A 25,185-nucleotide genomic window follows, 5' to 3' on the forward strand; every position below is an offset into this window, starting at 1 on the left:
ATACCCAGAGCCAGATCCACTTGGGCATTTGCCTCGGTCGCAGTGTCGATTATCATGTAGCGGGGGCGCGGAGCGATCTGGCAAACGCGCTGGTGGCCAGCGCCTTCTATTACGGAAGGTGACCAAATGAAAGTATTCCTCGTTAAGCCGCCGATCCGTGGATGCATGGTAGAAATCGGACGTCACGTCCCTATCGGTCTAGCCTACGTGTCGGGCGCGCTGCGCGCGGCGGGCCACGACACGGAGATCTTCGACTCTTTGGCTTATACCGAGGACAACCACGTCGTTCCGCCTGACGAGCTGACCGCTATCGAGCAGGCGAAGCTGGACCGCCATCCGCGGTGGCAGCACATTATGCACTGGGGCGCCCGGCCGGAGCGTATCGAGGCGGCCCTCGCCGCCAGCAACGCTGACGTTGTCGGCATTTCATGCATGTTTACCCCTTACTACGAGAGCGCCTACGAGCTGGCCAGAATGGCAAAGCGTGTCCTGCCGCACGCGAAGGTCATACTTGGTGGGCAGCACGGCACCGTTGCCTTCCCGCACGTCCTGGAAGTTCCTGAGATCGACGTGGTGATGCTCGGCGAAGCCGAGGTGACAACGGTCGAGCTGCTGGACGCGTTGACCACCGGGCGGCCCTTGACCGAAATGCTCGGGGTGGCGTTTCGCTGTGGCGAGGCGCTCTGCGGGTGCGCGACGACCGGCCCGCCGCACGTCCGTCCGCGGGCACCGTTCGTCGCGGATCTCGACTCGCTTGCGCCACCAGCCGCCGACCAGTTGGACTTCGACCGGTACGGTGCTGCGGTCACCTTGATCACCAGCCGAGGATGCCCGTTTTCCTGCTCGTTCTGCACGGTGCACGCAACGGTCGGCAAGCAGTTCCGGGCCCGAGACCCCGAGCGCGTCGTTGACGAGATTGAGCACTACGTCAACGTGTACGGGATCCGTCGGTTCCTGGTCGAGGACGACAACTTCACCTTCGACATCGGGCGGGTCCACGCCATTTGCCGGGAGATCGTCCGGCGCGGCCTCGACATCCGACTTAGCTTGCCGAACGGCATGACGGTCGTGAAACTCACCGAGGACCTGGTGGAAAGCATGGTCTCGGCGGGCTTCGACGACCTCTTTCTCGGGTTGGAAACCACCGACGCAGCGCGATTGCGTAAGATGCGCAAGGGCTTCACCTCGCTGGACAAGGTCTCCGCCGGGGTTGCGTTGTTTGAGAAGTTCGGATTGAGCGCGAGCGCAGCGATTATTGTCGGGCTGCCCGACCAGACTCTCGACGCAATCATTCAGGATGCCGTGAACCTGGTGCTGGCTGGGGTCGAATTCTGGACCAACCCGTTCTATCCGATCTACGGATCCCCGGACTACCAGACATGCCTGTCGCGGGGCATCGTCGACCCACTGACTGATCCAGCCTTGTTCGATCAGTTCAATTTCGCCTTCGCCAACGGCGTCCTAGCAGCAGATGAACTGTACACCGTGTGGGTCGGAACTCTGGCCATGGCGCTTTGGCCGAAGTACGTCGTCGAAGGGGCGGAGCGCCGTGAACAGGGACCGGTCAGCGTTGCGGAGGCCGGCGAGCGGCTGGTCGAACACAGCATGGCCCAGCTGGATCCCGAAAGCCCGGAGGAGTTGCCGGCCACCGTGCGGGCGGTCCAGGAGCGGGTCGACGGGCTGCTGGCGCTGAGTCACCCCCTGGGATGTGTCTGCGTGATGCAGCACGTGGCGGACTCCGACAAGGGCGCGGGTGCCGACCAGTTCTGCCGATTCGCGGGTGACATGATCGCTGCCGCCATCGCTTTGTACACCGGTGAGGCGCAGGTCAGTAGCCAGGTGGGAGCGCAGACAGCTGGCGACGCGGAAGGATGCTCGTTCGTGATTCGGTCAACCGATAATGAGCGGATTGGTCGAATTCAGCGTCGCTTCGTCGAACTGCTCGACCAGGGACGTAAGGAAGCCGACCCAGTCCCGGCCGAGGTCGCTGCTTCCTGACCCGTAGATTATTGGGGATGGTCGGACCTGCATGTGCGCGGAGTCGCCCGCAGTGCTCATCTCGAACGCGAAAAAATTGTTCCCTGTGCGGTTGCCGTGATCTATACTCATGCCAACGGTGTTCCTAGGGTGGCTGATGATCGCCGACTGTCGGACAGGTCTGTCTGACAACCGACCCGCACATGCCGGCATCGATCATGGCGATCTCCTGGACTCGAGTCGAATCGGCGAGAGAAGGTATACAATTCATGAAGTCTGCCAACTTGACGAACCAAGAGCTGGTGGAGCGTGCCCGCCGAGTCACCGCGGCGGAGAAGTACGATATCGAGACACGCTTCTCGGCCATGATTCGGTCGGGCGAGGGCGCGTGGTTGACCGATCTGGAGGGAAACCGGATGGTCGACCTCACCGCCTCCAGCGGGACAATCATTCTCGGACACCGTCATCCGGCGGTGGTTGAGGCTATCGTGCGGCAGATTCGGGATTCTGGTACGGCGTTTGCTTCGACGTTGTCGGTGCCGCGGGTGGAGTTGGCGGAGCGGTTGTGCGAGCGGTATGCGTGTGCGGAGAAGGTGGTGTTCCACAAGACTGGTTCCGAGGGGACCGCGATGGCGGTTCGGTTGGCTCGGGCTGCGACGGGTCGGGAGCTGGTTTTGTCTTGTGGGTATCACGGGTGGCATGAGTGGCAGTTGGCGTCGGAGCTTTTTGGTTATCAGCAGACGACTGGTGTGGTGGGTTTCGGGTACAACGAGAAGGCCTTGGGGAGGATGTTGGAGGCCTTTGGTGATGAGGTGGCGGGGGTTCTTGTCTCGCCTGAGTTGTTGTATTTCGATGTTGAGTTCTATCGCCGGATGTCGGCGTTGTGTGGGCGCTATGGTGTGCCGTTCATGATGGATGAGGTGTATACGGGGTTCCGGGCGGGTCCGAAGGGTGTGCACGGGTTGGGGGTGCCGGCGGATGTGGTGGTGGTGAGTAAGGGGTTGGCGAATGGTCATTCATTGGCTGCGGTGATGGGTCGGCGGGACATCATTGACGCGTACGATGTGTCGGGGATTCAGGGGACGTATACGCGTGAGGTTCCGCCGATGGCGGCTGCGTTGGCGGTGTTGGATGTTTTGGACACGCCGGGTGTTTATGGGAACGCTGAGGCGATGGGGCGGCGGTTGGCGGATGGTATGCGGGATGTTCTGGTTGGGGAGGGTATTCCGAATTGGGTTGGTGGGCCGGATTTGATGTTTGATGTGGTTCTGCCGAATGATGATCTGGGTTGGGAGATTTATCGGACGGCGCATGAGTACGGTGTGTATTTCGAGGATTCTGGTACGCAGTTGGTGACGATGGCTTTTGACGAGGCTGCGGTGGATCATGCGTTGTCGGCGTTCCGGAAGGCTGTGCGTCAGGTGGTCGTGGATCGGCCGGATCTGGTGTCGCGGTCGGGTGGGGAGTTGACGCAGGAGCGGAAGTTGGACTTCGCTGAGGAGGCGTTCGGGGGTCTGTTGCGGGATGACGAGCGGACGAACATGTTGATCGAGGCGACTATCGAGCAGGTGGTGAACCGGGATCGCCGGGTCAAGCCGGTCCTCGTTCCGGCCCAGGACTGACCCGGACCGTAGTTCGATGCGGGCCACCAAGATGGTTGTAGCAGCACCGATTCCAGTGGCTGATTGGGGTAAAAAGAGCGATCCATGGGTCTGTCTGGGCGAGCGCTCGTCAGGCGCAACCGTCTACAGTGTTGGTGCGGAGCCCTGCTTCTATGTGAAGACGACACCACCCAGACATCCTGACGACCACAGGTTCAGCCCGACCAGAGAGGCCGAACGTCTCCGTTGGATGTCCGACCAGGGACTACCCGTCCCGGAGGTGGTGGCCCTCGGCCGCAACGACGAACTGGAATGGGTCGTCACCCGTAGGTTGCCGGGGCGGCCGGCAGCCCGCCACTGGAGTCCGGACGAGCGGTGGCGGGTGATCGATGTCGTCGCCGAAGTCGCCAGCATGCTGCACGGGCTTCCAGTCGAGCAGTGCCCGTTCGAGCGACGGTTGGCCCAGCTGATCCACCAGGCGCGGGTTTCGATGTCGCTCGGCGCCCTGGACCTCGACGACATGGATCAGTCGCACGAAGGATGGACGGCCCAGCAACTCTGGGACGAGTTGAGCCGGCTGACGCCGCCACCTGAGGACGACCTTGTCGTCTGCCACGGTGACCTCTGCCTCGACAATGTGCTGGTGGACCCGGAGACGTTGACCTTGGCCGGGATTCTCGATGTCGATCGGGCCGGGGTCGCCGACCGGTGGACGGACCTCGCACTGGCGCTGTACAACATCGGCCAGGACGACGTCTGGGGTTACGGGAAGGCGCATGCCGAGCATTTCCTCCGACGGTACGGCTGCACGACCGTCGACCAGGACAAACTGACCTACTTCCAGCTGTTGGACGAGTTCCTCTGATTCGATCGGGGCGGACCGGAGTTGGCCGGACGCCCGCCGACCACGATGTGAAATGACGTGATGGGCAGATGAACTACGGTGAACTGATAGCGCGGGCACGTCGGACGACGGCTGCGGAAGAGTACGATATATCGGGCAGGTATCCATCGGTCATCGCACATGCTGAGGGTGCCTGGATGACGGACTTGTCCGGGAAGCGATATGTCGATCTTACGGGCGCCGATGCGGCAGTGATCCTCGGTTTCCGTCATCCGGCGGTGGTTGAGGCTATCGTGCGGCAGATTCGGGATTCTGGTACGGCGTTTGCTTCGACGTTGTCGGTGCCGCGGGTGGAGTTGGCGGAGCGGTTGTGCGAGCGGTATGCGTGTGCGGAGAAGGTGGTGTTCCACAAGACTGGTTCCGAGGGGACCGCGATGGCGGTTCGGTTGGCTCGGGCTGCGACGGGTCGGGAGCTGGTTTTGTCTTGTGGGTATCACGGGTGGCATGAGTGGCAGTTGGCGTCGGAGCTTTTTGGTTATCAGCAGACGACTGGTGTGGTGGGTTTCGGGTACAACGAGAAGGCCTTGGGGAGGATGTTGGAGGCCTTTGGTGATGAGGTGGCGGGGGTTCTTGTCTCGCCTGAGTTGTTGTATTTCGATGTTGAGTTCTATCGCCGGATGTCGGCGTTGTGTGGGCGCTATGGTGTGCCGTTCATGATGGATGAGGTGTATACGGGGTTCCGGGCGGGTCCGAAGGGTGTGCACGGGTTGGGGGTGCCGGCGGATGTGGTGGTGGTGAGTAAGGGGTTGGCGAATGGTCATTCATTGGCTGCGGTGATGGGTCGGCGGGACATCATTGACGCGTACGATGTGTCGGGGATTCAGGGGACGTATACGCGTGAGGTTCCGCCGATGGCGGCTGCGTTGGCGGTGTTGGATGTTTTGGACACGCCGGGTGTTTATGGGAACGCTGAGGCGATGGGGCGGCGGTTGGCGGATGGTATGCGGGATGTTCTGGTTGGGGAGGGTATTCCGAATTGGGTTGGTGGGCCGGATTTGATGTTTGATGTGGTTCTGCCGAATGATGATCTGGGTTGGGAGATTTATCGGACGGCGCATGAGTACGGTGTGTATTTCGAGGATTCTGGTACGCAGTTGGTGACGATGGCTTTTGACGAGGCTGCGGTGGATCATGCGTTGTCGGCGTTCCGGAAGGCTGTGCGTCAGGTGGTCGTGGATCGGCCGGATCTGGTGTCGCGGTCGGGTGGGGAGTTGACGCAGGAGCGGAAGTTGGACTTCGCTGAGGAGGCGTTCGGGGGTCTGTTGCGGGATGACGAGCGGACGAACATGTTGATCGAGGCGACTATCGAGCAGGTGGTGAACCGGGATCGCCGGGTCAAGCCGGTCCTCGTTCCGGCCCAGGACTGACCCGGACAGTGCGAGACGGCGGTGGTCGACGTTCCGCTGAGGAACTGTCGAGCCATCGCCGTCTCGTCGCCCCGCTCGGTGCGCTGACAGTCAGCGCTGGTACGTGCTCGACGCTGCCAGCGCGATGCCGCCACGGACGTTGAAGTCGACAGTGATCTTGAGAAAGACGGGATCGAGGGCGGCTACCAGATCGTCACGCATCTTCGTGGCCAGGTGCTCGTGGAAGATGCCTTCGTCCCGGAAGGTCTCCAGGTACAGCTTGAGGCTCTTGGTCTCCACACCCCGGTCACCCGGACGGTAGTCGATCCGGATGGTCGCCCAGTCCGGCTGCCCCGTGATGGGGCAGCGGCAGGTGAACTCCCGGCAGTCGATCGTGATCTCCTGCGAGCTGTCCGCGATCGGAAAGGTATCGAGTGTCCGGTCAGGCTTGGCCTCCGCCTGCCCGAGCTTCGTCAGCGCCATGAACCGATCATAGGCTCTGCCGTAATGCGCCCAGATTGTTCCTGACTTTCACGACCGCGTCTAGCATGTCCTGTACGTCCTCCGGTCCGACCGACAGCAGAGAGTGGTGAATCCACACCGCTTCGTCGAAGGCGACCCGCTCGGCCACCGGCAGGTGGAACGCGTCCGGGGAGATCTTGTCGCCGTACCGGTCCCGGATCGCCGGCCAGTCGTCGGCGGTGATGTGGAACAACGGGTCACGGTGCAGCGGCGGGTAGAAGGTGTTTCCCTCGAACTCCACACCTTCGGCGAGGATCGCCTCCAGGACCTTGTCCCGGTGCAGCCCTTCCCACGCGTCGGTGTCGAAACGGAAGAGAAGCTCATACCGCTGCCGCCGGGTGACCCGCGGGTCCTCCGGCAGCGGGAGGAACCCGCCGATCTCGGTAAGCCCCTTGGTGAGCAGCTCCGCCATCGCCGTGCGTTGTTCGTCGAGGGCGTCGTACTGATCGAGCTGGCCGAGCAGCACGGCCGCCTGCATCTCGGTGGCCCGATGGTTCCAGCCGAAGACCCGCCCCGGGAACCTGTCGTGCGGTGCCTCCTTGCGGCCGACGTGCACCAGGGACATGGCGCGGTGGAAGGCCTCCTCGCTGCCGGTGACCAGGAAGCCACCCTCGCCCGAGGTCATGATCTTGCTGGTCTCGAAGCTGTAGCTGCCGGCGTCACCGATGGTGCCGACACACTGTCCGCGCCACTGAGCGAAATGCGCGTGTGCGCAGTCCTCGATGAGTAGCAGGTCGTGCCGGCGGCAGATGTCCAGCAGGGCATCCATGTCCGCGACCTGGTTCCCCAGGTGAACGACCATGACTGCCCGGGTCCGGTCGGTGATGGACTCCTCGACCTTGGCCGGGTCGAGACACCAGTTGTCGTCGGAGATGTCGGCCAGCACCGGTACCGCGTTGACGTGCACGATGCCGGCGACCGTCCCGATCCAGGTGAAGCCGGTCGTGATGACCTCGTCGCCAGCGTGCACCCCGAGCGCCCGCAGCGCCACCGAGAGACTCACGGTGCCGTTGGCCATCAGCACCCCGTACCTGGCACCCAGCCTGCCGGTGAACTGCTCGGCGAACTGCTGGTGCAGGGTGTTCGGAAAGGGGATGCCGCCGAGGTTGCGGGATTCGATCACACCGCGGAGCCGCTCCACGTCCTGCGGACCGACGTGCGGCCACTCGGGCCATGGCCGGGTCCGGACCGGATCGCCACCGAGGATCGCCAGATTCTGGTTCATCCGTGGCTACCTGCCCCGGCGAGGGCCCCGAGGGCGATGTCCGGGTCGATCTCGAAGACCGTGCCCTTGTCTGTCATGTCGGTCCACTGCTGCTGGACCTTGTAACCGATGGGAACCAGTCCGTCGAACGGCATGTTGTTGTGCTTCACCCAGTAGTTTTCGAGCGCGAACGATCCGGCGCGCAGGCTCAGCCGGTACACGGAGTCGTCTGGTGCGACCCGGGAACGTTCCTGCTCCACATCGACTTCTTGGGCACCCTTGAACCGCTGCATTGTCCGGACGAGGATGTCGCGGTAGACCTCCTGGGCCTCTTCGTCGCTGTACCCGGAGCGACGGGAGAAGTGCAGATTGTGATGAAAGCTCTGCTGCTCGTCTTCGTCGATGTGAATGCCGTACTCGTCTGGCCGTAGCTGGATGGGGGAGTTTCGTTCAACGATGAAGTCGGCGATCTGGTAGGTCACGGTGTCGTGGTAGTTACTGAGGAACTCGTAGAGCTCCTCAGCCTCGTCCCGATTCTCGGTGGGCAGGCCGACGATGGTCATCAGGAACGGCTTGTAGCCCAACTCCCGGCTGTCCTGGAGCAAGCGGTGGACGACGTCCATCCGGTTGCCCTTGCGGACCAGATCGAGCAGTCGTTCGTTTGCCGTCTCCAGGCCGAAGCGGAGCGTGCCCTGCGAGTCACGCATCTTGGTCAGCACGGCCTTGTCGATGTTGCCCTCGAAGCGGACGTCGACCTCCCAGAACAACTCCGGCCGCTTTTTCGCGATGAAGAAGTCGGCGATCTCCACCAGCCGCTTCGCAGGGAAGACCGCATCCGCGAAGTCGAAGTGTACGACACCAGGATACAGTTCAAGAAAAGTGTCGATGTCCTTTTCGATGTTCTCGGTGCTGCGTTCCCGGTAGCTCCAGGGTGCAAAGTTGGTGATCGCGTTGCAGAACGAACACTTCATGTAGTAGCAGGAGCGTGAACCCTGCAGCACCAGGCTGCCCTGACCCTCGCGGAACGTGGTGTAGAGCGACAGGTCGAAGTCACTGTAGTCGGGAGTCGGGATCTGGTTCATGTCGGCGACCCAGGAGATGTCGCCGCTGCGCTCGTAGCTGCCGTTCTCGGTGCGCCAGTGGGTGTTGGGGACATTCTCCCGAGGCTTCGACATCTCCAGGAGCAGCTTGCGGCCGACCGGCTTCGTGTCAAGCACGCTCTGCTCGGACATCGGCTTGCAGCCGCCCGGGATACCCACCGGCCGTTCACCCCGCGACAGCGCCTCGGCCATCTTCAGCAGAGGCTCCTCGCCTTCGCGAACGACCAACGCGTCGATCAGGTCGCCCAGCTCGGGACAGGACTCCAGGCGGGGGATGAGCATGTCGGCAAAGGAGGTCACCCAGGGCCCACCCCAGCAGATGTAGAGATCCGGGTTCTCCTGCTTCATCAGGTAGCCCAGGGTCAGCGCGGGGATGACCTGGTTGTAGCCCATGATCGAGAAGCCCATGAGGCCGAGTTCGGCGGCCCGGCCGGCGACCTTCTCCCGGTAGAACGCGTGGTAGATGTTCGCATCCGGGTCCCGGACCAGCTTCGCGACACGTTCCGGTTCGTCTCGCAGGATCGACAGGAACTCGCAGTACGAGAACGGGAACGGCGGGTCCCAGATTGAAAGACTTTCCGGCGCCACCCGGCACTGCTGCTGCAGTTCCCATTGTTCGAAGTCGGTCTCGGTGAAGTAGTTGCCGGTGATGTGATTCAGGAAGAACTGCTTGATGAAGGGCTTGGTGAACTCATGGATGTTCTCCGTGCCCTGAACCTGTTCGATCTCGACTCGGCTCAGCAGGTACTCATTGAAGTCCGCGTTGAGGTCCAGACCTCGGGCCGGCATGCCCTTGCCGCGAAGGTACGCCGTCAAGGTCGCCACGGAGATCGGCGGGGTCTCTGCCAGCAACGATGGCGGGAAGGCGACACCGGTGACGATCTTGTCAGGGACGGTCATCTCAGGACTCCTCCATTAGGGATAGATAGATCGCCTCAAGGCGAGCACCTGCGGACGCGAGTGAGTACTCCCGCGCAGGTATCGGTTCGGCGTTCTCCGTAAGGCGCCGGGCCAACTCCGGGTCGTCGAGAACCATCTCGACGGCGTCGGCGAGCTTCGGTGGGTCGAACGGCGGTACCAGCACACCGGTCTTCATGTGCTCGACCAGCTTGTGTACCCCGCTGACGTCGTGCGCTACGACGGGTCGCCTCATCAACATGTACTCGAGTACCACGACGCCCAGCTCCTCGTACTGCGAGGGCAGGACGGCCAGCGTCGAGAGCGAGATGATCGACGGGATGTACTCGGGGAGCAGGAAACCGGTGATGATCAGGTTGTCGGCGACCCCGAGCTGGCGGGCCAACGCCTCGATGTCCGCGCGCTGCGGACCGTCGCCGGCGATGAGGAATCGGCAGTCACGTCGCTTGGCTACCTCTGCCGCGGTCCTGACGAACCAGTCGACGCCCTTCTCCGAGGATATTCGCCCGACGTAGAGAATCGTCGGTTTGTCGTCGGTGAGTCCGAACTTGCGACGCAGTTCCTCTCGGCGTTCGGGCGTATCGTGACCGACGAACTTGTCGGTCACCAGGTGGGCGAGCCGATGCACACGGTCGTCCGGTACGTGCAACTCGTCCCGGATCTGCTCACGCACCTTGTCGCTGAGGGTCAGAACCGCTCCGGAGCGCTGGATGACGTACTTCTCGGCCGACTTCGCCAGCGGGTCGACTACTCGTTCGAACACCGTGGTCGGGTGCTGGGTCAACGATCGGCAGGAATAGATGTGCGACACGATCGGCACGTCGAGCACCTTCGCGGCGGCGTACGCGTACGTCGGCGCTGACCCGGACCCGTCACAGTGCGCGTGCACGATGCCGATCTCGCGCCGGAGCTGCTCCCGGTTGCGTACCACGTAGAGGAGGCTCGCCTTGGCCCACGCTCCGACCAGCCCGAAGTAGCCCTCGAGCTTGGACGGGATCGGCAGTACGGGCAGCCGGCGGGCGTGCACGCTGATGTTCGGTGCGGTCTGGAGGTCCTTCGGGACGCCGGGTGGAGCCATGGTGAGAACCCGCTGTGGGAACCCCCGTCGGGCCATCTCCGTCACGATCGCATGGCCCAGCACGTGCATGCCGCCCATCGGGTCGAACCGGGGCTGCCACAGCTTCTGGTGGTCGGCGTACAGGTAGAACGGTGTCATCGAGAGGACGCCTCGTGGGGCGCTGCCTTCAGTCATTCAACTCCACTTTCCGTCCGTCCTCCGCGCTGCGGTATGCGGCTTCGAGCGCTTCGACGACTGCGATCGCGTCGTCAGGGGTATGTGTCATCGGCCGGCCCGCGAGTATCGCGTCCAGCACCTGACGGTCCTGGTGTACGTACCCGCTGTTGCGGATCCACTCCCATTCGGGCCGCAACCACCCCTGGTTGGGCTCCCACACCGCGCCGAACTTGGTGTTGGTGTAGGCCTCGACGCCCATGCCCTGCCAGAAATCGGCCCGGACCAGGCCTTCGGTGCCGATCACCTCGACCGTGAGTTGCTCGCCGCCGGGGCAGACCCATGAGACGTCGCACTGTCCGATCGCGCCGTCGGCGAACTCGATCAGTACGACACCCTGGTCCTCGACGTCGCCGGTCGCGCTGAGTTGCCGGGTGCAGGCGGTGACCGCTCGGATGGTCGGTTTGCCGAGCATCCAGCGGCACAGCTCCACCGCATGCCACCCGAGGTCGGTGAGGGCGCCGCCGCCAGCGGTCGCCTTCGAGCGGAACCAGTCGGCGTCCGGGCCGGAGGTGCGGAAGACGACCCGGACCGAGTGGACGGTGCCCAGCGCATCCCGGTCCGCGGCAAGTTCATGTGCCCGGACGAACTTCGGGGCGTAGCCGAAGTTGCCACCATGGGCGAGTGTCACGCCGTGGTTGCGGGCTTCGGCGGCCAGCTTCCGTGCGTGCTCGGCGGAGAGCACCAGCGGTTTCTCCACCAGGACGTGCCGACCTGCGGAGATCGCCTGCGCCGCGATCGGCTGGTGGGTGGCCGCCGGCGTGGCCACCACCACCAGGCGGACCGCGTCGTCGAGTAGCGCGTCGTCGAGGCTCGTGCTGACGCGTGCGCTGGTACGGGTGGCCAGGTCCGCCGCGACGCGTTCGTCCCGGTCCACCACCCACCGCAGCTCGGCCCGGGGGTCGGCGGTCAGTATGTCGGCGTGCACACCGCCCATGAATCCGCCGCCGACGATGGCGACACCAACCCGCTCAACCATCGGTAGCCCCCACCGCGTCCGGTACCTTCTCCGCACCGGTCGACATGCTCAGTCCGAAGCCCGGCAGCTCAGGGCGGGCGAGCTCGCCGATCACCTCGCCGATGAGTTTCATCGGGACCGGGACCAGCGGACGCCCGTCGTGCCACAGTGGCTCGCCGAGCCCGCGCAGCAGGACCATGGCACTACTCTCGGCCAGGTCACTGAGGTAACCGCGCTTGTTGTCGAAGCGGAGCCGGTGCATCACCTCGTCGAGGTCGACCTGGGCGGGAACGGTCACCGCCGCTCCGGCTCTGGCCAGCAGTTCCCGGTGCAGCGCGACCGTTTCGTCGTCGAGGTGGCCCAGCCGCCGGGACACCTCGGCGGCGACCAGCATGCCGAGCCCGATCGCCTGTCCGTGGGAGATTTCACCGGCCGCGGTGTACTCGATGGCATGGCCGACCGTATGGCCGTACTCGAGTACCAGCCCGGCCCGGCACTCGTGCATGTCGTCAATGCTCACCGAGGCTTTCGCCAGGATGCTCTCGGAGATGATCCGGTACATCGTCTCGTTGTCGTAGTTCCCGTCCCGGCGTAGCGAGGCCCGTAGCATTTCAACCATGCTGGGACGGACTGCCAGCGAATTCTTGACGACCTCGCAGAGGCCGGAGACTGTCTCCCGCAACGGCAGGCTCCGCAACATCGCGGTGTCGGCGAGAACACACTCCGGTGGGTAGAAGGTGCCGATAAGGTTCTTCCCGGCGCTCGCGTTGACGGCCTGCTTCAGGGAGAGGACCGAGTCGGACATCGCAATCAGCGACGTCGGAATGTGCACGAGGCGGATTCCACGGAAGAGGAGAGCGGCCATCAGCCCTGCGATGTTGCCGATCACGCCGCCACCTACGGCGACCACCACGCAGGCGCGATCCGCGCCGAGCCGCAGTGCCGATTCGGCGAGCGTGCCGACGGCCTGGAGGTCCTTGTACGGTTCCCCGGCGCGGTGAATGAGCAGGTTGGCCGGGACTCGGGGGGAGAGTCGTTCGACCAGCTCCGCACCGAAGAGCGGGCCGGTGTTGCTGTCGCAGACGATCAGAAGCCGGCTGGCCGACATGTCGACCAGGTCCTCAACGATGGTGCCGAGACAATCGGTGCCGAGCCGGAACGGATACCGAACCGTACCCAAACGTATCTCGACCTTCATACGCAAACCCTTCGTCACGGGTCCTTGCAACCCTTGGATGGGGCCCTTTCCAGCGGAGGCCGAAGCCGGTACCTCCTCGTCACGGCTGAACGGTGGGTGGGCGGGCTGACCCGTCCATTCCGCCGGGTCAGCCGCGTAGTTCCCGATGATGCGTGAACACCTTCTCGAACGCCCGAACGATGTCTTTTGCGTCCGACTCGTCGCCGAGCAGTGCCGAGTGATGGACCGTGACCACCCGCCGGCCGGCGTCCTCGGCGACAGGAAGTGAGTAGCCGGTCAGGTCGAGCCCGGCGACAGCCTTGAACCGGCTCCGGGTGGCGGGACGGTAGAGCCGGTTGTGGTTCATGGGCGGGTAGCTGGTGTAGATGCCGGCGCCGGAGAGTTCGGCCGCGACCGCCGAGGCGATCGGACCGACGCCGAGCTGCCCGATCTCGTCGTCCTCGATCCGCCCCGCCCACTCGTAGTAGGTCCGCTCGGTCGTGCCGGGTGAGGAGACCTGCGGCCGGATGCCGAGCGCCCCGAGGCCGTCGTCGAGGAGCGCGGCGTTGGCCCGTCGCCTCTCGTTCTGCTCGTCGAGCAGCTCGAGTTGGCCGAGAAGGACCGCCGCCTGGAACTCGGACAGGCACCGATTGCTGCCCATCAGCTCTGCGGTCTGGTCCAGCTCCATCTCGCCCACGGCGGGCTCGTGCGCCGTGTACGTGCGACCGTCGGCCCGTAGATGCTCGGCACGCCGGGAGAGCGCGTCGTCGCCGGTGATGACGGCGCCACCTTCGCCACTGGTGAGCACCTTGCTGTGTTGCATGCTGAAGGTGCCGAAGGCGCCGAACGTGCCGACCCGACGGCCACGGAAGCGGGCGCCGTGGGCCTGCGCGCAATCCTCGATCAGTGCGACGTCGTGCCGTTTCGCGATCGCGGTCAGCGCGTCCAGGTCCGCCACGGCCGAGTAGAGATGCACCACGACGATGGCTGCGGTTCGCGGGGTGATCGCCCGTTCGACGGCCGCCGGGTCGAGGCATAGAGTCAAGGGATCGACGTCGACCGGTACGGGAACCGCGTTGACCCCTGCCACAGTGGAGGCGTTGGCGACCCAGGTGAGGCCAGGGATGATAACCTCGTCGCCAGCCCCGACCCCACATGCCTCGAGCGCGACCATGAGACTGGCCGTTCCGCTGGCTGTCGGCACGCAGTGTGCGATCTCATGGTACGCGGCGAATGCCTCCGCGAAGCGCCGTTCGAAGCTCTGCTTTCCCTGATATGGTCCGCTGATTGCCCAGCGGCCGGAATGGAGAACCTCATTGAGCGCATTGAGGGCACTGGGTGCGGGAGCGGGCCACGGCGGCCACTGCTGCAAACGTATAGGGGGGCCGCCATTGGCGGCAAGATGGGTCACGTCACTTCCTCCCCGAGCCGGGACTGCGGCAACCAATGGATCATCGGCTGGGCCTAGTGTGCCAGACGCAATTACCAGTGTCGACTTGAAGAAAACCCCCAAGACGGGCTTGTTGGACAGTCTGATCATTACGGGCGTGATCCTGTGGCCCTAATATCGGCGCTCCGAAATATTGCGCAATGTCCGCATTATAGGTTTATAGTACATAGTGAATGGCTAGCGGGGCGATGCGGTGATCGGTCGGGGAATATCTCTGATTGTTGCCGGTCCAGCGATTCGAAAGGGATCGATCAATGACGCAATCTGCGGCCGATGACCGAGTCGACGAGATCGAGCAGGCCATCGTGAAGAGTCGGAGGTACCAGACGGTGGCTCCAGCTACCGTGCGGCGGCTGGCCAGGGCCGCGCTCGTCGCGGCCCGCGGCGATGTTCCCGATGCGGTGAAACGTACCAAGCGCGGGCTGCATGAGATTTACGGTGCGTTTCTGCCGCCCAAGCCGCCCAACTACGCAGCGTTGCTGCGGCAGATCGACTCCGCCGTCGACGCCGGAGACGACGAAGCGGTCCACGCGGCCCTCCGACGTGCGATGTCGGTGCATCTCTCCACCCGTGAGCGACTGCCACACCTGGCGGAGTTCTACCGAGAAGTCTTCCGCGAGCTGCCCGAGCCGAACACGGTGCGTGACTTGGCCTGCGGGCTCAACCCGCTGGCTGTGCCGTGGATGGGGCTACCCGAGCAGGCCGTGTACGTCGCATCTGACATCGACGCCCGCCTGATCGGCTTCGTGGGGTCCGTCCTGACGAGATTGGGTGTGGACCACCGGGTGGGGGTGGCTGACATCCTTGAGGATCGGGTTGACGAGCCGACCGATGTCACGCTACTGCTTAAGACGTTGCCCTGCCTGGAAACTCAGCGCCGAGGATCGGGATGGGAAGCGATCGATCTTGTCAACTCGCCGATTATCGTGGTAACCTTTCCGACCAGATCTCTCGGTCAGCGATCGAAAGGGATGTTCCAGAACTATTCGCAGGGCTTTGAGTCGCAGGCCCGGGAGCGGTCATACGGCTTTCGGCGGCTGGAGATCGGCAACGAGCTGGTCTACGTCATTCAAAGGTAGCTTCCGCCGCTCTTTCAGGAGAACTGGATAGCGTCGTGCGTGTGCTTCGGCTGACCCCATTTTTCCATCACGACTACGTCGACCACTGGCCGGCGGAGTTCGATCCGGTGGGCGGTATGCAGGTCCAGATCCTGGCGCTGTCCCGCAGCCTGGCCAGGGCAGGTGTCGATCAGTTGGTGCTGACCCTGGGTTTCCCCGGGCTGCCGCCGACGAAGCAGATCGAGCCAGGGCTGACCGTCCGGATAGCCCGAGTCTCGCTGCCGCAGGTCCGCTCCGAGATCACCGGACTGGTGGGTCTCGGACAGGCCTGGCTGATCGCCACCATCCGTGAGTGTCTGCGGCTGCGGCGCGGAACCTGGCGCCCCGACGTCGTCCATGTTCACGCGGACGGTCAGATCTGGCCGTTGATCGCGGGCCGGGTCGCGGCTCGGATCCTGGGCGTGCCCTACGTACTCACCCTGCACTGTTCCCGACTGTCGGTCTATCAGCCGATGTCGGCGGTCGACGCCATGGCGCACCGCATGGTCACCCGGGCCGAACGGCAGGCTCTGCGTTGCGCGGCGAGGGTCAGCACGCTGACCGCCCGGACCGCTGACGTGGTGAGCGCCGCGACCGGCCTGGACCGGTCCAGCATCGTGGTCAACCCGGACGCAGTCGACATCACCCCGGCAACCGCGACCGAGGCGGCGTCGTTCGCCGAGCGGCACGGACTGACCGGTCGCCGGCCGCTCATCGGGTACGTCGGCCGGGTCGCGCATGAGAAGGGTTGGCCGGACCTGCTGCGGCTGGCCGAGCTTCTCGATGACCTCGCTCCGACTTTCCTCGTGGTCGGTGACGGCCCGCAACGGGAGCGCATGCAACGGGAGATCGCCGACGCCGGCCGTACGGATCAGTTCGTGGTCACCGGCTTTCTCCCGCACGACCAGGTGCCGGCCGCGCTTGCCCTGGTGGACACCCTGGTCATGCCCTCCATCCACGAGGAACTCGGCGGCAGCGCGATCGAAGCGATCATGACGGCTACCCCGGTGGCGGCGTACGCTGTCGGCGGTCTGCGCAGCACCATCGGTTCGGCCTGCCCCGATCTGCTCAGCGATCCCGGTGACGTGCACGGGCTCGCCGAAGTCGTTCGGCGGGTACTCGCCAACCGCGACTCGGTCGTCGCCCAGCTCCGCGCCGCCCAGCCCGCCACGGCGAGCACGTTCGATCTCGCCGCCACCCGGGACCGGATTCTGGACTGCTACCGCGCCGCCCTCGTCGGAGCCGGGACGGCGAGCGGAACGTGACCGGGCAACGGGGACCGAGTGCCGCTCCGGCGAGTTCAGCCGGCGAAGTTGACCGGAGTCATATTCTGGTTACCGGCAGTAACCGTGGCCTCGGGTTTGCCGCTGCTGCCCTGCTGGCCGACGCCGGCTGGTCGGTCCTGCTCGGCTGCCGCGACGATCAGCGCGGAGCCGCCGCGGCCGAGGCGCTACGCCGCAGCGGTGGCCGGGTCACCCACGTACCGCTGGACGTCACCTCCCCGGCGAGTATCGCGTCGGCCGCCGAACTGGTCGCCGCCCACACCGGCGGCTCCCTCGCCGGCCTGGTCAACAACGCGGGGGTCTTCCTCGACGGACGCGATGCCGGGCCGGAGAGCATCACCGCCGAGGCGGTCCACGAACTGCTCGCCGTCAACGCGGTCGGTCCGCTGCTGGTGACCTGCGCGCTGCTGCCGTTGCTGCGGGCAGCAGGCGGGGCCGCCGTGGTCAACGTGACCGCCGACGACGCCGACCCGGGTACTGCCGACGGCGAGGCTACCGGCTACCGGATGTCCAAGGCCGCGTTGAACGTCATGACCGTCAACCTGGCGGTCGCCCTGCGCGGCCAGGACGTCGTCGTCAACGCGGTCGACCCGGGCTGGATCCCCACCGACATGGGCGGCCCGGACGCACCCGACGACACGACAGCCGCCGCCAGGCTGGTGGCCTGGGCTGCCACGGCTGCCCGCCGACGGGGGCACACCGGGCAGGTGTTCACCGTCCGGCAGACGCTCGAAGAGTTGGCAGCCGGTGCGGTGGACATGACCACAGCGGGCAGCACGTAGATCAAACCCGGGAGGTTCTCATCAGCGTTTCAGTCGACCTCGGTACCGGTCACGATGATGCTACGACCCGGCTGCGGTACGGCCCCGAGCCGACCGCGGACGACATCGCCCGGGTCGCCGACGTCTGTGTGATCGGCAGCGGCGCCTCCGGCGCGATCACCGCGTGGGCCCTGCAACGTGCCGGTCTCGACGTCGTGGTCGTCGAACAGGGCCCCTTCGTCGATCCCTGGGTGAGCTACGACGACATCGAGATGAATGCCGAGACCGCCTGGATCCGGCAGGACAGCGGTCTGTGGGAGAAGACCGGCAATCCCTGGTCCACCTGCAACGTCGGCGGTGGGACCGTCTTCTTCGGTGGCGCGGCGTTTCGTCATCGTCCAGTGGACTTCGACCCGGAGACCCGGTTGGGTCCCGGAGACCTGCCATTGCGCTGGCCGTGGACCGTGGCGGAGATCGAGCCCTACTACGCGTTGGTGGAGTCGGCGCTCGGCATCGCCGGGGGCGGGCACGACCCGAGCCTGCCGAGCGACCCTACCTACCCGATGCCGCCTGTCGAGACCACCGCGGAGGGCGCGGTGATCAACGCTGCGGCCCGCTCTCTCGGCCTGCATCCCTTCCCGACCCCGCTGGCCATCACCACCACGCCCTACCAGGGTCGGCCGCCATGCGGTGGGGAACGTCCATGTATCTCGAACCAGTGCGACCGGGGTGCGAAGGGCGACGCGGTCACGGTGTTCCTCGACCCGGCCCGCAAGGCCGGTCTGCGTCTCTTCGCCGGGCTGAAGGCCGTGCGGATCCGGCGCCGGGACGCCACCAGCGTGGACGGTGTCGAGTGCATCCGGATGGACAGCGGCAACCGGCATGTGCTACGTGCCCGCCACGTGGTGGTCGCCGGCAACGCCGTCCAGAGCGCAGCGCTGCTGCTGCGCTCCATCGACAAGCTGAGCCCGCATGGTCTCGGCAACGATCACGACATGGTCGGCCGTGGCCTGTGCCTCAAGATGAGCGGGTACGTGCTCGGCTACCGGCGGGCCGACCCGCCGGCAACTCCGTCCGACGACCGACCTGCCGCCGGCCCGGGACCGTTCTCCTCCGCTGCGATCACCGACTACTACACCGCCGATGACGCACCTGGTGGATTCGGCGGTCTGATCATCGAGTCCGGTCCGGAGCAAGCTGTTCGGATGCGCCCCGACGAGCAGATTCTGCGACTCGAGTGCCTCGTACCCGACCAGCCCGGTCTCGACAACCGGGTGTCCCTCAGTCGCGGGGTCGACCGGTTCGGCCTACCGGACATCGTGATGGACTACTCGCCCCACCCTCGCGACCGTGCCCGTCTGGAGTACCTCCAACGGCGAGCCGAGGGGATTCTACGGGCCGCCGGCTGTGAGCTGACCTGGCGCGAGTCATCGTACTTCTGGATGGGCAGCACCCATCTGCACGGGACGTGTCGCGCGGGCACCGACCCGCGTACGTCGGTCACCGACCCGGACGGGCGGGTGCACGGACTGACCAATCTGATGGTGGTCGACGGCGGCGTGATGCCCTACCCGGGCGGTGTCAATCCGACACTCACCATCCAGGCCCTTGCCCTGCGGATGGCGCACCGGCTGCTGCGCCGGGAGTTCGGGATCGAACCTGACCTGTCCTACTCACCTGTCGGCACGGAGCGAAACGAGCGGAGTCAATGACCATCGACATCGGCGCGCGCAACCTACTGGCGCAGGAGCCCACCTGCCCCCGGGACGCCGACGGACGCCCCCGGGTCTTCGTCGAAGGGTCGGGGGCGTACCTGACGGACCCGGACGGTCGGCAGTGGATCGATTTCGACAACGCCCGAGGCTCAGTCGTCCTCGGTCACGGTGACGAGGAGGTCGCCGAGGCGATCGCCCAGGCGGCCCGGGGCCGCAGCGGGGTGGGCACCGCCTGGAGCCCGACGCTGGACGACCTGACCGGCCAGCTGCGGCAGGTGTTCGGCGGCGACGTCGTCGGACTCTACCGGACCGGCACCGCCGCGCTCCGCTCGGTGACCTGCGCTGTTCGAGAGATTCGGGACCGGCCGATCGTCCTCAGCGCCGGATACCACGGGTACGACCCGATGTGGCACTGCGAGGAGCCGTTCACCCCCAACCGGCACGGGATCGTCGAGTTCCTCTTTGATCTCGACGTGCTCGCTGAATGGCTCAGCCGCCCAGCACAGGTGGCCGCGGTGGTCATCTCCCCCGACCACATGCACCTGGGTGAGCGTTGGTATGCCGAGTTCAGCCGGCTGACCAGGGCAGCGGACGTCCCGGTCATCGCCGACGAGGTCAAGGTCGGCCTGCGGTACCGGGCCGGTCTGTCCACCCAGCTGCTCGACCCGGCGGTCTGGATCGTGGCGAAGTGCCTGGCCAACGGTTCACCGGTTGCGGCGGTAGGCGGCGACGCAGACCTGCTCACCCCGTTGCAGGACGTCTCGTTCACCTCGTACTTCGAACCGACCACGTTGGCGGCCGCGACCACCACGTTGCGCCGGATGGCGACCGGCGGACCGCAACGGTCCATCCGCGCCGCCGGCGAGTCGTTCATCGCCCACGCGCGGTCGGCGTTTGCCAGCACCGGCGTGCCGATCGACATCGCGGGCAACGGCAACCTCTTCCAGTTCGTCTGTGCCGACGGGGAGGTGCAGGACGCCTTCCACGCCGCGGCGGCGGCCGAAGGGCTGCTCTTCTTCGAGGGCGACAACCAGACCCCCTCGGCGGCGTTCGCCGGCGCGGTCGTCGAAGACGCGTGTGGGCGGATCGACCGGGTGTGCCGTGCGCTCACCGGCCGCTTCACCGACCGCGGAATCACCGAGGATTCCTGGTACGCGAGCGCATGGGGTGCCATGGATGGTCTAGCTGACCGGCCTCGTACCCGGCAGCAGACCGTCGCGATCGTCGAGCGGCTCTGGACGGACTGAGGCCACCGGGCTCACCCCTTGTGGATCGCTACCAGCTCCTCCGACGCCAGGCTGGCTCGTGAAAAGCGCCAACCCCGATCACGGGCCAGCTCGGAGAGCTCCTCGACATGTCGCGACACGAAGACCGCGGCTCGACCGTTCATGGCCCGGGTGGGGAACGAAACCACCACGTCGCGGCAGTCCAGCCGGTCGACCAGCGCCTGCCCGGCACCCGTACGGCGTCCCTCCATGCAGTGGTACGTCTTGAGCAGCAGCGCCAGGTCGGCGCTCACCGGCTGGCCGTCGGCGAGCACATCCTCGTGCCGGATCTCGCATTCGGGGTATGCCCGCCCGAGAAACGCGTTACCCAACGCGACGAACAGCGCGTTGAAGTCGTAGCCGACGTACCGGGCATCGCTGACCTGCCTCAGCCAGGGCAGCGTGAACGGGTTCAGCGCGCACGCGATGTCCGCCACCGTCCGGGGTGGCGGTACCAGTCCGAACAGGACCGGGTAGAAGTCGTCGAGGTCGGGCAGACGTTCGGCGGTGGAGAAGTGGCCGCCCAGCATCTGCCGGCACCAGTCCCGCCGGACCTGCGGATCGTCGAGATCGGCTCGGTCGATCGCCCGTCGCAGCGCCGGTGGCCGGGCGGTGAGCAGATGCAACGCGGCCACCTTGTGCAACCGGGCCCGGACCCGCCGTTCCAGCTCGGCCGCGTCGCCAGTGCCCCGCCCTTCGCGCCGTACCAGGTCGACAATGGTCTCCGGGTGGATGTCGCGGTACTTGGCGGCCGAGGTGAGCCGGGTGATCACCTTGTGAACGGCGGGAGGTCCGGCCGTTCGTGCTGCGGACGCGGCGACGTCCGGCGGGCGGGTACCTGCTGGTCGCAGGCTGGCCAGTGGCTGACCGTCGTCCGGCACCTGGCCCGGTGGAGGTGTGGTCACCGGCCGGTCATCCCCGCCCGCCCGGCTCGGGTGTGGCGGGTCCGGCCAGTTGGCCGGACCGGATCATCTCCAGCAGGCGGGTGTAGAAGCGAAGGTTGTGCAGGGTGGCGAGCCGGTCCGCCAGTCCGTCCTTCACCCGGAACAGGTGGTGCAGATAGCTGCGGCTGTACCGCTGGCAGGTCGGACAGTCGCAGGTCGGGCAGATTGGCTGGTCCTTGCGGGAATTTTCCTCGTCAAGGATGTAGATGTTCTGGTAGAAGCTCCGATCCGGAGTGAGCTGCCGGCTGGCGATATCAGGCTTGAACGCGTAAAGGCGGCCGTGCCGGGCATCCCGGGTCGGGATCGTGCAGTCGAAGATCCATCGGGTGTCGAGTTCGCAGAGCGAGACCAGATGCTCGGGCCGGCCGACTCCGAGGGCGAACAGCGGCGCGTCGGGCGGCGTGATCCGGGCGAGCAGGGCGAACATGTCGCGCTCCAACTCGCCAGCGGAGTTCAGCGGCCAGCCGCCGAATCCGAACCCCTGCGCCCCCGACTCGACGAGGGCGTCGACGCAGCGTTGGCGCAGCGTCGGATCGGTGCCGCCCTGGACCACCCCGACCAACAGGGGCGGCTCCGCCGCCCGGCGCTGCCGACACTGGAGGTCGTACGCCTGTCGGGCCTGCCGGAACCAGCGGATCGTGCGCTCGGTGGAAGCGAGCTGCTGAGCCGGGGAGTCCTCCGGGCCGGTGCAGTCATCGAGGGCGATCACCACGTCGGATCGGAGGCCGAACTGCCATTCGATTACCTTCTCGGGGGTGAGCACGATCTTCTTCGTGTCCGGCGACTCTTGAAAAGTCACCCCGTTTGATCGGATTGATCCGGTCTGTCCCCGCTTGCGGATGAGGGAGAGGATCTGAAACCCGCCGGAATCGGAGACGATCACACCGTCCCAGGCCATGAAGTGGTGTAGCCCGCCGGCCCGTCGGACGGCCTGGAGCCCGGGGCGCTGGGCCAGGTGCATGGCGTTCACCATCACCGCCTGGATCCCCACTGTTGCCAGGTCACGGCTGTCGACCGCGCGGACCGAGGCCCGCGTGCCATCGGGCAGGAAGGTCGGCAGAACGACCGAACCGTGAAGGGTCTCCAGTCGGTGCCCGGCCTGCAGTCGATGCCCAGCGGGAGCGGCAGGGTCTGCGGAGATCATCAGGTCGCAGCTCCTCGACGGCGGCAGACGGCTTCCCCACGATACGCGACCCGCCGGACGCCATCTCGGCCGCCGCCTTGGACGGGCGGCTGACTGGCTGGACGGGCGGCCGGCTGGTAGGTCTTGACGTAGGTCTCGACCGGGCTGTTCCTTGCCGGACCGGCACGTGTCCTTCTCGGATATGCACGTGCGGGGGCTCGTACGCTACCACTGTCCGGTGGCATTTTCCTGGCCGGCCGTACGGTGAATCCTGCTGGACAGCATTTCCTTCTGGTCCGATCATGGACTAGCGTTCCGGTCGTCAGATGGCAGCCGGGCTCAACCGACTCCATCACCCTGATGTGCAGGTGAGACGTGCCGATCTTCGCCGATCTGCGTACCGACTGGAAGATTTTCCGACAAACACTGCGTACCTCGACGTTCCGAGAATCTGTTGTCGACAGTATTGAATACATCCGGATCCGATCCCACGAAAGGCGAGAGCGCTTCGACGAGACATTTGGCACCGAGACCAATGGGATCGTGGGTCTCGCTGATATCGACGGCGTCGGGCCGCACATGGAAGAGGCGTCCCACTACCTGCCGACCCGCAGACGCGAGTTCGAGCGTATGATGGCGAGCGTCGGAGGCATCGAGCATCGGGATCACGTGTTCATCGATTTTGGCTGCGGCAAGGGCCGGATCGTGCTGCTGGCGGCCGGTGAGCCGTACAAGAAGGTCATCGGTGTCGACTTCTCGCCTACCTTCATCCGGCAGGCTGAGGACAACCTGCGCAGCTACACCGGGCCGCTGACGGCCGCCGAGGTCGAGTTGCTGGCTATCGATGCCGCCGACTTCGTCGCCCCCGCCGATAATCTGATCGTGTACCTGTTCTCGCCGTTCGGTCCACCGGTCTTCACGACAGTGATGAACAACCTGGTTTCGGCGGCACGGAAGAACCAGAAGGAGGTCACGGTCATCTACTACTCGCCGGACTACGACGATCTTGTCAAAGAAGCCGGATTCACTCTGGTCGGTCAACACAAGGGCGACCATTGGCCGTGGAGCATCTACTCGGTCGGCGGCTGATACGGAATTGCCTGCTGCGGGTGAGCGTCGCCGATCCGTCTCGTCTCTGCTTCGAGTTTTCCGCCGGCGGCGAACCGCAGTGCGGCGCCAACCAGGATCGCCAAAAGGCCGCTGACAACGAGCGGACCCAGCGTGCGCCCAGTGACCGGAAGGCCGTCATCCGATGTGCCGTCGCCCGGTTCCTCGCTCACCGGCGGTCCTTCCCCGACATACCGGAATGCGATCTCGTTGGAGGTGCCGACCGGGGTGCGTACGGAAATCGTCGTCGTGCCGGCCTCACAGGCGGGAGTCGGGAAGGTCAACACGTTGAATGCGCCACTGACCGTGACGACCTCCGGCCCGAGCGTCTGGCCGCAGATTGTCACCCGGGTCTGCCCGGGAACGAAGCCAGTGCCGCTGACCGTCGCCGTGGTGCCGCCGGCGGCGGTTCCTTCACCGGGGTTGACCGAGTCGATCCAGGGAGTGGCAGCGCTGTGATACGTGGAGTCGGTGAGCGTGTCGATACCCGCAGGTCCTGGTGATGTCGGATCGGTCGGCGGTGTCGGCCGCACGCACGCTGCCTCGGCGACGGTCACCGTGCCGGCCGGAACCGTGACCGAGCCATCGGCCGTGTCGCCGGTGATCTCGAAGGTCGCCGTGGCGGCGGTGGCGGCGGTGACGCGGGTGCCGAGCTCGCGGATCTCGGTTCCGGTGACGCTCGCGGTCAGCCGCGCGCCGGTCAGCCCGGTAACCGGCAGCGGCCGGCTCGACGTGATCGGTGACCCTTCGACAGGCAGGCTGACGGCTGCACCGAACACGGTCAGCCCGTCGAGCGCCGTCTCCACCGCCGCCCGCCGGTCCGCTCCACAGCTCACCGAGGCGGAAGCCGCGGTCACCGTCAGCGCGGGTACGCCGAGAACACTGACGGCCAGGTCGCTGACCGTGCCGGACCCGGTGCTGTGGTACGGCCATCTGGTGACGGACACCTCCTCGACCGTCCCGCTGGCCGACACACCGACGGCCGTCGGCAGGACGACCTCGATCGCGGGTCCGCTGTCGGTGCCGGGCTTCGGCGGGGCGGTGGCGCTGCCGACGATGGCGTCCGCGTCGATCACGGTGGTGCCGAGAATGTCTGCGGCGAGGTCGAATCGGACGCCGACGGCGTGCCCGTCACCTTCCGTTGCCGTGACGGGCCCGGACACGGACAGGCTGGCGAGCGCTCCGGCCAGGGCTGCGACGGTGAGCATGGATGTATTGCGGCGTGTGGTGGTACGCACAGTTCCTCGTCTCGGACTTCGGCATCACACCGCGCCAGGTGGGGATACGACTCGCACTGGCGGGCAGGAGCAGGAGTGGTGTGGCCGGAAGAATTCGGCAACGACAGGCTGAACGAGAGAAAATGCGACCAGTTACGCAATTATCGCTAGATTGGCCAGATCGGTCAGATCGCGACCGACTGCCAGGGTGCTGGTGCAGCTACG

At 65.6% G+C, this 25,185-nt stretch carries 20 protein-coding genes; 10 read left to right on the plus strand and 10 right to left on the minus strand.

Features of this window, described 5'->3' with window-relative positions:
* The first annotated feature begins 126 nt into the window (after positions 1 to 126).
* The 4 genes from O7553_RS27895 (at position 127) to O7553_RS27910 (ending at position 5,849) form a co-directional block, all read left to right on the plus strand.
* A complete protein-coding gene (locus O7553_RS27895; protein WP_281552525.1) occupies positions 127 to 1,998 on the plus strand; it encodes a radical SAM protein in 1,872 nt (623 codons plus the stop codon).
* A gap of 248 nt (positions 1,999 to 2,246) precedes the next feature.
* Positions 2,247 to 3,599, plus strand: coding sequence for an aminotransferase class III-fold pyridoxal phosphate-dependent enzyme (locus O7553_RS27900; protein ID WP_281552526.1), 1,353 nt, complete (start codon positions 2,247 to 2,249; stop codon positions 3,597 to 3,599).
* 31 nt (positions 3,600 to 3,630) lie between these two features.
* Positions 3,631 to 4,443: an APH(3') family aminoglycoside O-phosphotransferase gene (locus tag O7553_RS27905; RefSeq protein WP_281555781.1), complete on the plus strand. Its 813-nt coding sequence runs from the start codon at positions 3,631 to 3,633 to the stop codon at positions 4,441 to 4,443.
* 68 nt (positions 4,444 to 4,511) lie between these two features.
* On the plus strand, positions 4,512 to 5,849 hold the full coding sequence (locus O7553_RS27910; protein ID WP_281552527.1) for an aminotransferase class III-fold pyridoxal phosphate-dependent enzyme: 1,338 nt from the start codon (positions 4,512 to 4,514) through the stop codon (positions 5,847 to 5,849).
* Positions 5,850 to 5,939: 90 nt separating this feature from the next.
* Here O7553_RS27910 and queF read toward each other — a convergent pair whose 3' ends face one another.
* The 7 genes from queF to O7553_RS27945 all read right to left on the minus strand — a co-directional run bounded on the left by queF (position 5,940) and on the right by O7553_RS27945 (position 14,538).
* Positions 5,940 to 6,311, minus strand: coding sequence for a preQ(1) synthase (gene queF, locus O7553_RS27915; protein WP_281552528.1), 372 nt, complete (start codon positions 6,309 to 6,311; stop codon positions 5,940 to 5,942).
* Positions 6,312 to 6,318: 7 nt separating this feature from the next.
* The gene (locus tag O7553_RS27920) at positions 6,319 to 7,575 is read right to left on the minus strand and encodes a DegT/DnrJ/EryC1/StrS family aminotransferase (protein WP_281552529.1); all 1,257 of its coding nucleotides are present in this window, start codon (positions 7,573 to 7,575) and stop codon (positions 6,319 to 6,321) included.
* The gene (locus O7553_RS27925) at positions 7,572 to 9,554 is read right to left on the minus strand and encodes a radical SAM protein (protein WP_281552530.1); all 1,983 of its coding nucleotides are present in this window, start codon (positions 9,552 to 9,554) and stop codon (positions 7,572 to 7,574) included. Before O7553_RS27925 ends, O7553_RS27920 begins: the two co-directional genes overlap by 4 nt.
* 1 nt (position 9,555) lies before the next feature.
* Positions 9,556 to 10,788 carry a glycosyltransferase family 4 protein gene (locus O7553_RS27930; protein WP_281552531.1) on the minus strand — a complete coding sequence of 411 codons (1,233 nt, stop codon included), beginning with the start codon at positions 10,786 to 10,788 and terminating at the stop codon, positions 9,556 to 9,558.
* A gap of 28 nt (positions 10,789 to 10,816) precedes the next feature.
* The gene (locus tag O7553_RS27935; protein WP_281552532.1) at positions 10,817 to 11,842 is read right to left on the minus strand and encodes a Gfo/Idh/MocA family oxidoreductase; all 1,026 of its coding nucleotides are present in this window, start codon (positions 11,840 to 11,842) and stop codon (positions 10,817 to 10,819) included.
* On the minus strand, positions 11,835 to 13,001 hold the full coding sequence (locus O7553_RS27940; protein WP_281552533.1) for a 2-deoxy-scyllo-inosose synthase: 1,167 nt from the start codon (positions 12,999 to 13,001) through the stop codon (positions 11,835 to 11,837). Before O7553_RS27940 ends, O7553_RS27935 begins: the two co-directional genes overlap by 8 nt.
* 145 nt (positions 13,002 to 13,146) lie before the next feature.
* A complete protein-coding gene (locus tag O7553_RS27945; RefSeq protein WP_281552534.1) occupies positions 13,147 to 14,538 on the minus strand; it encodes a DegT/DnrJ/EryC1/StrS family aminotransferase in 1,392 nt (463 codons plus the stop codon).
* Between the two features lie 164 nt (positions 14,539 to 14,702).
* On the opposite strand from O7553_RS27945, the gene O7553_RS27950 reads away from it, so the two are divergent.
* The 5 genes from O7553_RS27950 (at position 14,703) to O7553_RS27970 (ending at position 20,551) form a co-directional block, all read left to right on the plus strand.
* Entirely contained in the window at positions 14,703 to 15,527 is an 825-nt protein-coding gene (locus O7553_RS27950) for an Rmt family 16S rRNA (guanine(1405)-N(7))-methyltransferase (RefSeq protein ID WP_281552535.1), read from the plus strand.
* Positions 15,528 to 15,562: 35 nt separating this feature from the next.
* Positions 15,563 to 16,810 carry a glycosyltransferase family 4 protein gene (locus O7553_RS27955; protein ID WP_281552536.1) on the plus strand — a complete coding sequence of 416 codons (1,248 nt, stop codon included), beginning with the start codon at positions 15,563 to 15,565 and terminating at the stop codon, positions 16,808 to 16,810.
* Entirely contained in the window at positions 16,807 to 17,610 is an 804-nt protein-coding gene (locus O7553_RS27960) for an SDR family NAD(P)-dependent oxidoreductase (protein WP_281552537.1), read from the plus strand. The genes O7553_RS27955 and O7553_RS27960 overlap by 4 nt, the downstream gene beginning before the upstream one ends.
* A gap of 128 nt (positions 17,611 to 17,738) precedes the next feature.
* The gene (locus O7553_RS27965) at positions 17,739 to 19,301 is read left to right on the plus strand and encodes a GMC family oxidoreductase (RefSeq protein WP_281552538.1); all 1,563 of its coding nucleotides are present in this window, start codon (positions 17,739 to 17,741) and stop codon (positions 19,299 to 19,301) included.
* Positions 19,298 to 20,551, plus strand: a complete 1,254-nt coding sequence (locus O7553_RS27970) for an aminotransferase class III-fold pyridoxal phosphate-dependent enzyme (protein ID WP_281552539.1) — start codon at positions 19,298 to 19,300, stop codon at positions 20,549 to 20,551. The genes O7553_RS27965 and O7553_RS27970 overlap by 4 nt, the downstream gene beginning before the upstream one ends.
* Before the next feature lie 11 nt (positions 20,552 to 20,562).
* On the opposite strand, the gene O7553_RS27975 is transcribed toward O7553_RS27970, so the two are convergent.
* Together O7553_RS27975 and O7553_RS27980 are read right to left on the minus strand one after the other, a co-directional pair.
* Positions 20,563 to 21,474, minus strand: coding sequence for a hypothetical protein (locus O7553_RS27975; RefSeq protein ID WP_281552540.1), 912 nt, complete (start codon positions 21,472 to 21,474; stop codon positions 20,563 to 20,565).
* A gap of 7 nt (positions 21,475 to 21,481) precedes the next feature.
* Positions 21,482 to 22,657: a tRNA guanosine(34) transglycosylase Tgt gene (locus O7553_RS27980; RefSeq protein ID WP_281552541.1), complete on the minus strand. Its 1,176-nt coding sequence runs from the start codon at positions 22,655 to 22,657 to the stop codon at positions 21,482 to 21,484.
* A 354-nt stretch (positions 22,658 to 23,011) separates the two neighbouring features.
* Here O7553_RS27980 and O7553_RS27985 point away from each other — a divergent pair, with 354 nt between their 5' ends.
* Complete coding sequence (locus O7553_RS27985; protein ID WP_281552542.1) at positions 23,012 to 23,725, plus strand: class I SAM-dependent methyltransferase; 714 nt, start codon at positions 23,012 to 23,014, stop codon at positions 23,723 to 23,725.
* Here the strand turns inward: O7553_RS27985 and O7553_RS27990 are convergent.
* Entirely contained in the window at positions 23,707 to 24,951 is a 1,245-nt protein-coding gene (locus O7553_RS27990; RefSeq protein ID WP_281552543.1) for an IPT/TIG domain-containing protein, read from the minus strand. The genes O7553_RS27985 and O7553_RS27990 overlap by 19 nt on opposite strands.
* Positions 24,952 to 25,185: the final 234 nt, after the last annotated feature.

The sequence above is a fragment of the Solwaraspora sp. WMMA2059 genome (assembly GCF_027497315.1).
GTDB lineage: Bacteria > Actinomycetota > Actinomycetes > Mycobacteriales > Micromonosporaceae > Micromonospora_E.

Excerpts from the sequence above, each read along its gene's own strand:
- O7553_RS27895 (WP_281552525.1), top strand. The coding sequence starts at position 127 with ATGAAAGTATTCCTCGTTAAGCCGCCGATCCGTGGATGCATGGTAGAA.
- O7553_RS27900 (WP_281552526.1), top strand. The coding sequence starts at position 2,247 with ATGAAGTCTGCCAACTTGACGAACCAAGAGCTGGTGGAGCGTGCCCGC.
- O7553_RS27905 (WP_281555781.1), top strand. The coding sequence starts at position 3,631 with ATGGTTGTAGCAGCACCGATTCCAGTGGCTGATTGGGGTAAAAAGAGC.
- O7553_RS27910 (WP_281552527.1), top strand. The coding sequence starts at position 4,512 with ATGAACTACGGTGAACTGATAGCGCGGGCACGTCGGACGACGGCTGCG.
- queF (WP_281552528.1), bottom strand. The coding sequence starts at position 6,311 with ATGGCGCTGACGAAGCTCGGGCAGGCGGAGGCCAAGCCTGACCGGACA.
- O7553_RS27920 (WP_281552529.1), bottom strand. The coding sequence starts at position 7,575 with ATGAACCAGAATCTGGCGATCCTCGGTGGCGATCCGGTCCGGACCCGG.
- O7553_RS27925 (WP_281552530.1), bottom strand. The coding sequence starts at position 9,554 with ATGACCGTCCCTGACAAGATCGTCACCGGTGTCGCCTTCCCGCCATCG.
- O7553_RS27930 (WP_281552531.1), bottom strand. The coding sequence starts at position 10,788 with ATGACACCGTTCTACCTGTACGCCGACCACCAGAAGCTGTGGCAGCCC.
- O7553_RS27935 (WP_281552532.1), bottom strand. The coding sequence starts at position 11,842 with ATGGTTGAGCGGGTTGGTGTCGCCATCGTCGGCGGCGGATTCATGGGC.
- O7553_RS27945 (WP_281552534.1), bottom strand. The coding sequence starts at position 14,538 with ATGATCAGACTGTCCAACAAGCCCGTCTTGGGGGTTTTCTTCAAGTCG.
- O7553_RS27950 (WP_281552535.1), top strand. The coding sequence starts at position 14,703 with ATGACGCAATCTGCGGCCGATGACCGAGTCGACGAGATCGAGCAGGCC.
- O7553_RS27970 (WP_281552539.1), top strand. The coding sequence starts at position 19,298 with ATGACCATCGACATCGGCGCGCGCAACCTACTGGCGCAGGAGCCCACC.
- O7553_RS27980 (WP_281552541.1), bottom strand. The coding sequence starts at position 22,657 with ATGATCTCCGCAGACCCTGCCGCTCCCGCTGGGCATCGACTGCAGGCC.
- O7553_RS27990 (WP_281552543.1), bottom strand. The coding sequence starts at position 24,951 with ATGCTCACCGTCGCAGCCCTGGCCGGAGCGCTCGCCAGCCTGTCCGTG.